At 40.1% G+C, this 9,729-nt stretch carries 11 protein-coding genes; 4 read left to right on the top strand and 7 right to left on the bottom strand.

What is annotated here, in order from left to right; translation table 11 throughout:
- Nucleotides 1–22: 22 nt before the first annotated feature.
- The 6 genes from sufU to RCP16_RS12080 all read right to left on the bottom strand — a co-directional run bounded on the left by sufU (nt 23) and on the right by RCP16_RS12080 (nt 5,190).
- Nucleotides 23–448 carry a Fe-S cluster assembly sulfur transfer protein SufU gene (gene sufU, locus RCP16_RS12055; RefSeq protein WP_069326965.1) on the bottom strand — a complete coding sequence of 142 codons (426 nt, stop codon included), beginning with the start codon at nt 446–448 and terminating at the stop codon, nt 23–25.
- Entirely contained in the window at nt 438–1,658 is a 1,221-nt protein-coding gene (locus RCP16_RS12060; protein ID WP_069326964.1) for a cysteine desulfurase, read from the bottom strand. Before RCP16_RS12060 ends, sufU begins: the two co-directional genes overlap by 11 nt.
- Complete coding sequence (gene sufD / locus RCP16_RS12065; protein ID WP_069326963.1) at nt 1,655–2,956, bottom strand: Fe-S cluster assembly protein SufD; 1,302 nt, start codon at nt 2,954–2,956, stop codon at nt 1,655–1,657. Before sufD ends, RCP16_RS12060 begins: the two co-directional genes overlap by 4 nt.
- A 29-nt stretch (nt 2,957–2,985) precedes the next feature.
- On the bottom strand, nt 2,986–3,768 hold the full coding sequence (gene sufC / locus RCP16_RS12070; protein ID WP_069326962.1) for a Fe-S cluster assembly ATPase SufC: 783 nt from the start codon (nt 3,766–3,768) through the stop codon (nt 2,986–2,988).
- A gap of 253 nt (nt 3,769–4,021) precedes the next feature.
- Nucleotides 4,022–4,615, bottom strand: coding sequence for a DUF1802 family protein (locus RCP16_RS12075; RefSeq protein WP_273593579.1), 594 nt, complete (start codon nt 4,613–4,615; stop codon nt 4,022–4,024).
- Between the two features lie 110 nt (nt 4,616–4,725).
- Nucleotides 4,726–5,190, bottom strand: coding sequence for a Dps family protein (locus tag RCP16_RS12080; protein WP_069326960.1), 465 nt, complete (start codon nt 5,188–5,190; stop codon nt 4,726–4,728).
- Nucleotides 5,191–5,479: 289 nt separating this feature from the next.
- On the opposite strand from RCP16_RS12080, the gene mtnA reads away from it, so the two are divergent.
- Nucleotides 5,480–6,577, top strand: coding sequence for an S-methyl-5-thioribose-1-phosphate isomerase (gene mtnA, locus RCP16_RS12085; RefSeq protein ID WP_308640392.1), 1,098 nt, complete (start codon nt 5,480–5,482; stop codon nt 6,575–6,577).
- Nucleotides 6,578–6,895: 318 nt separating this feature from the next.
- A complete protein-coding gene (locus RCP16_RS12090; protein ID WP_069326958.1) occupies nt 6,896–7,438 on the top strand; it encodes a hypothetical protein in 543 nt (180 codons plus the stop codon).
- A 112-nt stretch (nt 7,439–7,550) separates the two neighbouring features.
- Here RCP16_RS12090 and RCP16_RS12095 read toward each other — a convergent pair whose 3' ends face one another.
- The gene (locus RCP16_RS12095) at nt 7,551–7,934 is read right to left on the bottom strand and encodes a DUF423 domain-containing protein (protein WP_069326957.1); all 384 of its coding nucleotides are present in this window, start codon (nt 7,932–7,934) and stop codon (nt 7,551–7,553) included.
- Between the two features lie 118 nt (nt 7,935–8,052).
- Here RCP16_RS12095 and RCP16_RS12100 point away from each other — a divergent pair, with 118 nt between their 5' ends.
- Both RCP16_RS12100 and RCP16_RS12105 read left to right on the top strand, forming a co-directional pair.
- The gene (locus tag RCP16_RS12100; protein ID WP_308640393.1) at nt 8,053–8,628 is read left to right on the top strand and encodes a hypothetical protein; all 576 of its coding nucleotides are present in this window, start codon (nt 8,053–8,055) and stop codon (nt 8,626–8,628) included.
- 190 nt (nt 8,629–8,818) lie between these two features.
- The gene (locus RCP16_RS12105; protein WP_308640394.1) at nt 8,819–9,676 is read left to right on the top strand and encodes a DegV family protein; all 858 of its coding nucleotides are present in this window, start codon (nt 8,819–8,821) and stop codon (nt 9,674–9,676) included.
- Nucleotides 9,677–9,729 lie beyond the last annotated feature (53 nt).

Raw genomic sequence — 9,729 nt, forward strand, 5'->3', positions numbered from 1 at the left:
CCCCATCTAATTTGTGAAGCATTTAGTTGTCTTCTGTAACAATTCCCTTGCGTAGGGCATTCCAGGCCAACGTAGCACACTTGATGCGAGCAGGGAATTTATTTACTCCAGATAGGGCTTCGATCTCTTCGTATTCTTCAAATTCCACATCTTCGCCCTTCATGAGAGCAGAGAAGCGGTCTGCAAGTTCAAGTGCTTCTTCATAAGTTCTGCCTTTTACAGCTTCTGTCATCATTGAAGCGGAAGCCATACTGATTGAACAACCGTCTCCTGAAAATTTGGCATCTTTCACTTTATTATCTTCCACCAAAAGTTGTAGAGATATTCGGTCACCACAGGTTGGGTTGTTCAGTTCAACCGTCATCGCTCCGTCTTCAAATGAACCGCGGTTACGTTGATTTTTGTAGTGATCCATAATCACACGGCGGTAGAGATCATCAAGTTTCATCGCCAAAATACTCCTTCGTCTGAACCAACGCATCGATCAAGCGATCTACGTCTTGTTCATTATTATACAGGTAAAAGCTTGCGCGTGCCGTCGAACTTGCTTCAAGCCATCTCATTAATGGCTGACAGCAATGATGTCCTGCACGAATCGCTACCCCGAACGTATCCAGTACTGTTGCTAGATCATGAGGATGAACACCATCCAGATTGAACGTCACAATACCGACTTTACGCTTAGCAGGTCCATAAATTTTTAAGCCTTCGATCTGAGACATACGTTCCATCGCATAATTCGCAAGATGCGCTTCATGCTTTTCGATTTCATCCATTCCAATTTCAGTTAGGAAATCAATCGCTGCTCCCAGTCCAACAGCCCCTGAGATAATCGGCGTACCGCCTTCAAATCTCCATGGAGCGTCTTTCCAGTCGGATTCGTATAATCCCACATCGTTAATCATCTCGCCACCGAACTCGATCGGTTCCATTTGAGCAAGCAATTGACGCTTACCGTATAGAGCTCCGAATCCAGTAGGTCCACACATTTTGTGACTGGAAAGTGCATAGAAATCACAATCCAGATCTTGTACGTCCACTTTCATATGCGGTGTACTTTGTGCGCCGTCTACCACCATAATCGCTCCATGACGGTGTGCGATCTCAGCAATTTGTTTCACTGGATTCACAACGCCAAGCACATTAGATACATAGACAACCGAGACAATTTTGGTATTGCTGTTAATTACTTTTTCCACATCTGCCAGATCAATATTGCCATCCGGTTGTAATGGAATATATTTAAGTGTTGCTCCTGTTGCCTTGGCTAATTGCTGCCATGGAATCAGATTACTGTGATGTTCCATCGGTGTAACCACGATTTCGTCACCCGGTTGTAACCGAGGACGACCGTAGGACGAAGCCACTAGATTCAGTGCTGTTGTTGTACCGCGTGTGAAAACAATTTCTTCACTACGTCCGGCATTGATAAAGCGAGCAATCTTTTCACGAGCACCTTCGTAAGCGTCAGTCGCCCGTGTTCCCAGTGTATGAACGCCGCGGTGTACATTGGAGTTATCATACTCATAATAATGATTGAGCGCATCCAGGACAACCTGTGGCTTCTGAGAGGTTGCTGCATTGTCTAGATAAACAAGCGGATGTCCGTTTACTTCCTGATGTAAAATCGGAAACTGCTCGCGGATAGCTTGGTTCACTGACCTAGCTTCCTTTCAACCAGTTCCTGCAAACGAGTCTGCAAACGTTCCAAAGGAATATCCGATACGACTGGAGCCAGGAAACCGTAGATAATCAGTCGCTCTGCTTCTGGACGAGTAATACCACGCGACATCAAGTAATGAACTTGCTCAGGGTTAACCTGACCTACAGATGCTGCGTGTCCTGCCATAACATCATCTTCATCAATCAATAAGATTGGATTCGCGTCGCCACGAGCTTTCGGACTTAACATTAATACTTTCTCTGTTTGCTCACCATTCGAACGAGTTGCACCATGTTCGATTTTGGTAATACCGTTAATAATCGCATTTGCAGATTCGCGCATCACTGCACGAGTGATCATTTGGCTAGTTGTATCTTTACCAAAATGAACCGCTTTGGTTGTATAGTTCAAGCGCTGAGAACCTGAACCTACAGCGATGATTTTCGCATCGGAAGTTGATCCATTTCCTTTAAGCACTGTTGCTGTATCTGTAACGGTATTGCCATCGTTCATTTCACCGATGATCCATTCAATCGAAGCATCATTTTCAGTGATTGCACGACGGTAACTCATATCTGTAGTGCTACCCCCGAATTGGTGAACTGTTGCATAACGAACTTTAGCGCCCGCTTTAGCCACAATTTCAACCACTCCGTTATGCACACGAACATCGTCGCCTGATGAAATGTAGTTATCTACATAGGTTACAGAACTGTTCGTATCTGCTACTACTAGAATACGAGGTGCAAATGTAGCACCTGCATTTTCAGTCAAAAAGATCGCTTGAACAGGAATATTTACTTCTACGTTTTTAGGAACGTATAAGAATGCTCCACCATTCCACATCGCTGCATTTAGAGCTGTTAATTGATGCTCATCAGGTGCAACGACTGTTGTTAGATAGGGCTTCACCAACTCTTCGTGTTCACGAGCAGCTGTTTCCAAATCTGTAAAAATCACACCTTGAGCTTTCAATTCGTCAGATAAACTGGAGAAAATAGCACCTGAATCTTTTTGCACAATCAGGTTATCGGATTCGTTACCTTCCACCAATGCACTGATCAATGGAGGTAATTCGTCTAATGTTGCTACTTTTACAGGTGCCTGATAAGTTCCGTAATCCGAAAGATCCCATTTGTCGATCTTGGTTTTTTCCGGTTTAGGAAGTTCCAATTTGGAAGCAAGTTCAAGTGCTTTCAAACGGTTCTCAGTCAACCATGCAGGTTCATTCTTTTGTTGAGATAATGATTTAAGAGCTTCCAGATTTAATGGAAGTATCGTTTGCAATGTCATGTTATTAGCTCCTCCTTCCGTGCAGTGTTTTACGCTTCTTGACCTACAGTTTCGTCTGTAATACCAAGTTCTTCTTTAACCCAATCGTAACCTTCTGCTTCAAGACGAGCAGCCAATTCAGGTCCACCGGATTTCACGATACGACCTTGCATCATTACGTGTACATAGTCAGGAGTAATATAATCAAGTAGACGTTGGTAGTGAGTAATGATTAAGAATCCACGATCTTCATTACGCATTTTGTTTACGCCGTTTGCTACGATTTTAAGAGCATCAATATCAAGACCAGAGTCAATTTCATCTAGAATAACTAATTTTGGCTCAAGCAATAACATTTGCAAGATTTCGTTACGTTTTTTCTCACCACCGGAGAAACCTTCGTTCAAGTAACGATGTGCGAATTCAGCATTCATGTCTAGCTCTTTCATGCTTCCTTCCATTTGACGGATAAATTTGATCAATGAAATTTCTTTACCTTCTTCACGACGTGCATTGATTGCACTACGCAAGAAGTCAGAGTTCGTTACCCCTGTAATTTCACTTGGATACTGCATAGCCAAGAATAGACCTGCACGAGCGCGCTCATCCACTTCCATTTCCAAAACGTCTTCGCCGTCTAAAGTTACAGTTCCTTCAGTTACTTCATATTTAGGATGTCCCATCAAAGCAGATGCTAATGTACTTTTACCAGTACCGTTAGGTCCCATGATTGCGTGGATTTCTCCACCTTTCATTGAAAGGTTAATCCCTTTAAGGATTTCCTTATTGTCAATTGTTGCTTTCAAACCTTCAATGACGAAATTCGTTGCCATAATAGTTTTGACCTCCAGTGAAATAAGTAGTTTGGTTGTAGCTTATATATCTGTCAACAGAGAGTATAGTACACAAATCCCTGATGTACGAAAAACGAAAATACATTTAGATAAAGTCTAAGAATAAATCTCTCTTAGAACCATTCTAAACTGATTCTCAACGATTCTCAAGTTATTTTATAATAAATTTGAAGTAGTCGCAATGAAACCGATAATCTTATGCCATGCAAAAAAGACCTGACCGATCACTCAGTCAAGCCTTGTAGAATGTCCCGTCTTGTTGCAAAGCTTGCAAAATGACAGTTCTCATTCGCTCAAACTCCGCAGCGTCCAGCACCGGCGTCAATTCGCTCGTCACCAGACCACTTGGTATAGAAATCCATGATTTGCAGCCCAGGTACTGGTCCTGCACAGGGATCTCTATCGGTCGTTCAAGTATATATACCCGCACAATCAGTAAATGAAGCGGACTTTTTCTTTTCCAATGCAAACGTTCTTCGGCAAACGTATCTGTCCAGATATGCTGGTCCAGTAAAGCATCTAGCTGGTCTTGCTCGAATATCTCTAAATCATCTGTTACTTCCGCATACAGACGAATATCAGCTGATCTCGTATCAGGAGACCAGCCGTTAAGTGATTCGTCTACCAAATGATTGTATTCGGATTTGAGCAATTCGCGACGTTGGTGCTCGTAAGTTGGATACAAGTAAAAGGCATGATCTTTCAGCTCAAAGTGACGTGTCTCTTCGACAATGCCGCCTTTGCGCATCAATAAGATCTGGTGACCTTTTTCCAACGCCTCAATAACCGAAGCCCATTCTTTCAAAGCCAATACTGATTCCGCCATCAATCGTCGCCCTCACTTTCTGTAACGGTTTGTTATCACCTATTATATCGCAGATGTGAAGGACTTCAATGTAGCAGGGTAAAGCTTATGCAGTACATCTGAGATGGGGATTAGTTACCCAAGAATGAACGAAGCATCCACATGTGTTTTTCAAGATCTGCTTTGAACGCAATCAACATATCTGCTGTTGGTTGGTCATCCGCTTCATCAGCCAATTCGATTGTTTCTTGGAATTGCTCATTAACTGTAGCGAAGTCTTCGATCAATGTTTGTACCATTGTACGCGCATCTTCTGTTCCGTTCGCTTCTTGAATCGTTGCTAGTTCCAAATATTCTTTCAACGTTGCAGCAGGTGAACCTTTAAGAGTCAATAGACGCTCAGCGATTTCATCCATTTTCAATGTTACTTCGTTGTACAATTCTTCGAATTTGATATGCAATGTATAGAAGTTTTCACCTTTTACATACCAGTGGAAATTATGAATTTTTACATATAATACATTCAGGTTAGCAACCTGTAGATTTAGAAGTTCTTCAACTTTTTTAGTTTGACCTTTATTAGTTGTATTCGTCATGATTAGATCTCCCTCTTTCTTCTTTTCAAATTGGATGTTGGAGACTTTCAATCCTCAGCCTCGTCTGTTTACAAATTACCCTTGTATTTCATTTACGAAACAAATAGATATTGAAAAAAGACTGTGCAAATTCCTTCTTTTCCGATATCCTATATTTTAACGTTTACTATTTAAGTGTTGGTTATGAACAAGCGTAAGCTATTCAAATCATAGTAGAGATTGCGATTATAAATTCTTCTATTATATGATTTTGGTTTGACGATATATAGGACAGGGAGTGTTTCTTTAGATGAATCCATCATTTTCAACATCGGATGAGAATCCAGTTAAAGCGCCATTTGAACCTTTGTTATCATTGCGTTGGGACGACGATAAATTGTTGATGCTTGATCAACGTTTATTACCAGATGAAATTGTAATGCTTGAATTATTTACGTCAGAGCAAGTATTTGAATCGATTCGTTCGATGAAAGTACGTGGAGCACCTGCTATCGGTATCTCTGCTGCCTACGGCGTTGTTCTAGGCTCCTGGGAATATGAAGGCGAAGATGCAGACCACTGGCTCAAACATGTGCTTAAAACAGCTGCTTATCTAGCTGAATCTCGTCCAACCGCTGTGAATTTGTTCTGGGCATTGGATCGTATGAATAAGAAAGCTCATCAATTGGCAGAACAAGCAGGTACAACTGCTGATCGTAATGCGGGTCTGTTGGCTGAAGCGATTGCAATTCATGTCGAAGATGAAGAAGTATGTCGTATGATCGGTGAACATGCACTGCCTTTATTTACAGATGGTATGGGTGTATTGACTCACTGTAATGCAGGCGGACTCGCAACAGCTAAGTATGGTACAGCACTGGCTCCTATGTACCTTGCTCATGAAAAAGGTATTCATCTTAAAGTCTATGCTGATGAGACACGTCCTGTGCTTCAAGGTGCTCGCTTAACAGCATTTGAATTGCAACAAGCCGGTATTGATGTTACGCTTCTCTGTGACAATATGGCTGGTATGGTAATGTCCAAAGGGTGGATTCAAGCTGTTATCGTAGGTGCAGACCGCGTAGCTGCTAATGGTGATGTAGCAAACAAGATTGGAACGTATAGTGTAGCGGTACTTGCCAAAGCACATAATATTCCTTTCTATGTGGCATGCCCGTTATCGACCATTGATCTATCCACTGCTAATGGAACTGAAATTCCGATTGAAGAACGTTCTGCGGAAGAAGTAACAGAAGGCTTTGGCAAACGTACCGCACCAAAAGATATTAAAGTGTTTAACCCGGCATTTGATGTAACACCTAACGAATACGTAACTGCAATTATCACTGAAAAAGGTATTGTTTATCCTTCGTATGAAGAAGGTCTAAGAAATATATTTGAAGTGTAATCTATACTCATATTATGTTCGTATAATATGATATCTGCTTTGCATCACGTATGAATTTGTTGAGCTGACCGGGTCCGATAGGATACCGGTCTTTTTGCCCCTAAATGCAATATATTTTTGTAACATATTTCGACAGCCCATCCGATAAAAGTATATAGATAAGGCTTACATTTCGTGTTTATCTAATTTTGCTTATTGAGGCAATTGTAAACGATTTAAAAGCATATGTACTTGAAATGATTTATTTTAAAAACGGTAGGTTATAATGAATTGTGAAAATTTTTAACATTCTGATAGGATAAGTGAGATGGGAGAATCATGGATAAAAAGCCAACTAACGACGAAGCCGAATTTTTATTTAATGTTGACCTGATGATCTCTGGTCGAAACAACGCTGTTGCTCTTCAAAAACTGCTTGAAATTCTAAATAATCATGAAGAATTAGCAGATTTTAGAGTCGTTTCTGGCATCAAACTTGGACAAAAGATAGAGAAATCTTTGAAAGATACAAGTAAACAGCAAGTGCCTATAGATATATCAAGTATATCTGAAAGTAAAAAATCAATTACTGCACAAACTGCGTCACTGGTCAAAAAATTAGAAAAGCACAAACAAGAAGCTAAATCAGCAGCGATCTTACATGAAAAGATCGAAAATGATATGAATAGCTGGTTAGCCCTTTACATCAAAGATAATACATTGGTACGTCTAACGATCAACAATCGAGGGGATCGCTTTTCTATTCCGTGTCGTATCTTAAATTTTGATAATGAAAATCAAACGATTAGTGTATATCATGTGGACGAAAAACAAGTGTATACGTTCAAACTCAATGAGATTGATGATTTTCAACATACTTAAATCGTTATCTTATTGACGATCCGCTTCTTCTAACGATGAATATCAAAATAGCGTCTATCCCGGTCAATGAGATAGACGCTATTATTATGTTATATATGATAATGAGATTGGTTTAATTCCGTTTACCGTATTTGGCTCCAACAAGTGCTAACATGATCCAGCCTGCTATAAAGCATACTCCACCAATAGGAGTAATTGCACCTAACACTTTGATTCCAGTTATACTTAATACATAGAGACTACCTGAGAAAATGATAACTCCAATAGTAAATAATCGACCTGCCCAACGCAACAGACTGGATTCACCAATCACTCCTGCGAGCACAGCGACAATCAAAATAGCCAGTGTATGTACAAAGTGATATTCCACACCTGTTTTGAACGTTTGTAACAGTTGAGGCCCGATAATAGGTTCTAATAGATGAGCACCGAAAGCGCCAATGCCGACTCCAATCATACCCAGAATAGAACCGATAATTAAATATGTGCGTTGCATGAATATGCCTCCTGCTAATTGTTTTATTTTTAATTATACCTTACTCCGATGCTTGCATTTGTGAGGAAATTATGAAAAAGTAACGGTACATACATATATTGTAAAGGAGATTAGATTCATGGACCCTTATGATCCCAAACGAAATTCATCTTTTCCTAATTTAAAAAAAGATACGGACGCACCTCAAGACAATGATTTTAGAGATCCTTTAGCAACATCAGAGCCTTATGATTATCGCTCTTCTACCTTTGTACCACCATCTAATGATAACTATTACAATCCTAATGATCCATACGCTCCTCTACCCGGGCAACGCTGGCCTCATTCTAAGTTAGGTGTCGCTTCTTTTATTATTGGAATATCTACGCTTATTGTTAATATTATTGTAGGTGTGATTGCTGTTATTATGATGGTAGCCGCTGTTGAAAATTCAGATATTTCTTTTAATCTGTTAGATGAACAGAGTATCGAAGCAGGGCTGGCTGCAATATTAGGTGGGTTACTTGTCCTTGTGTTGATATGGGGATTATTGATCCTTGCTAATTGTACTGGTCTGGTCTTAGGGATTGTTGGTTGTTGCATCAAGCAACGTCGTAAAGTGTTTGCAATTATCGGTATTGTTTTAAATGCTTTTCCAGCCGCTTTTATTTTATTCTTTTTTATTATCGGTATTTTCTCAGACAGCAGTTATTAATTACTCTCAATCGCTTATTTCTATTTTGTCATATGAATCTTATTTGTTGCAGGTTTCCTTTTCTATTCTTTCTTAGAGAAGAGGCAATCTGCTTTTTTGTGTACTGTAAATCGTGATATACTAATACAATCTATTCTTATCAGCATTTAGATATAGATAATTGGACTTGATGGAAAGACAGGAGATTATTATGACATCTATTCGTATTTTTGTAGATAGTACTTGCGATTTACCAAAGGCATGGTTAGAAGAAAATCAAATCGGTGTTGTGCCTTTATATGTGAATTTTAATAATGAAGTATACCGGGATGGTGTGGATATGACACCTGCCGAATTGTATGAGAAAGTAAAACAAACCGGACAAACACCCAAAACGTCTGCACCTTCACCTGCTGATTTTATTCATGCTTTTCAGCCTGTGATTGACAATGGGCATACGATTATTTATATCAGTCTTTCTTCCGCTCTTTCTTCCACGTATGCTAATGCACATCTAGCAGCCAATACATTTCCTGAAGGCGCAGTAACGATCGTAGATTCATTGAACTTATCCAGTTCGATTGGCTTGTTAGTGATGAAAGCGGTACAAGCGATCGATCAGCAACAATCGGTTGCAGAGATTGTGTTATTGCTTGAATCGATGCGCTCACAGATCGAGACCGAGTTCGCTATTGATTCGTTAGAATTTTTATACAAAGGTGGACGCTGTTCAGGTATGCAGAATCTGATCGGTAGCCTGCTCAAAATTCGTCCAGTCATTCAGGTCACTACACACGGAACACTGGTTCCTGCTTACAAAATACGAGGTAAACGTGAAAAAGCTGTCGAACAACTGCTTAGAAATACACTTGCTCATCGACATGCGATTGATCAAGATATTATTTTTGTAGTTCATTCTTTTGCTGAAGCAGAAGCTCGTCACATGCAAGCTGTACTTCGAGAGCAGACTGATGCGCGTCAGGTAATGATTACAGAAGCAGGATGCGTTATATCCAGTCATTGTGGTCCACAGACAATTGCCATTATGTATGCCAAAAATAACCATTAATTTCTTCATACAACTACTTCATTTAAATACAAAAAACCTGTTAAGAGACATCT

Source organism: Paenibacillus nuruki (assembly GCF_963311185.1).
GTDB classification, from domain to species: Bacteria; Bacillota; Bacilli; order Paenibacillales; family Paenibacillaceae; genus Saccharibacillus; species Saccharibacillus nuruki.

What these genes read in the sequence shown, in the direction of transcription:
- RCP16_RS12105 (WP_308640394.1), top strand. Translation starts at nt 8,819, where the DNA reads ATGACATCTATTCGTATTTTTGTAGATAGTACTTGCGATTTACCAAAG.
- sufU (WP_069326965.1), bottom strand. Translation starts at nt 448, where the DNA reads ATGAAACTTGATGATCTCTACCGCCGTGTGATTATGGATCACTACAAA.
- mtnA (WP_308640392.1), top strand. Translation starts at nt 5,480, where the DNA reads ATGAATCCATCATTTTCAACATCGGATGAGAATCCAGTTAAAGCGCCA.
- RCP16_RS12100 (WP_308640393.1), top strand. Translation starts at nt 8,053, where the DNA reads ATGGACCCTTATGATCCCAAACGAAATTCATCTTTTCCTAATTTAAAA.
- RCP16_RS12080 (WP_069326960.1), bottom strand. Translation starts at nt 5,190, where the DNA reads ATGACGAATACAACTAATAAAGGTCAAACTAAAAAAGTTGAAGAACTT.
- RCP16_RS12075 (WP_273593579.1), bottom strand. Translation starts at nt 4,615, where the DNA reads ATGGCGGAATCAGTATTGGCTTTGAAAGAATGGGCTTCGGTTATTGAG.
- RCP16_RS12095 (WP_069326957.1), bottom strand. Translation starts at nt 7,934, where the DNA reads ATGCAACGCACATATTTAATTATCGGTTCTATTCTGGGTATGATTGGA.
- sufD (WP_069326963.1), bottom strand. Translation starts at nt 2,956, where the DNA reads ATGACATTGCAAACGATACTTCCATTAAATCTGGAAGCTCTTAAATCA.
- RCP16_RS12090 (WP_069326958.1), top strand. Translation starts at nt 6,896, where the DNA reads ATGGATAAAAAGCCAACTAACGACGAAGCCGAATTTTTATTTAATGTT.
- sufC (WP_069326962.1), bottom strand. Translation starts at nt 3,768, where the DNA reads ATGGCAACGAATTTCGTCATTGAAGGTTTGAAAGCAACAATTGACAAT.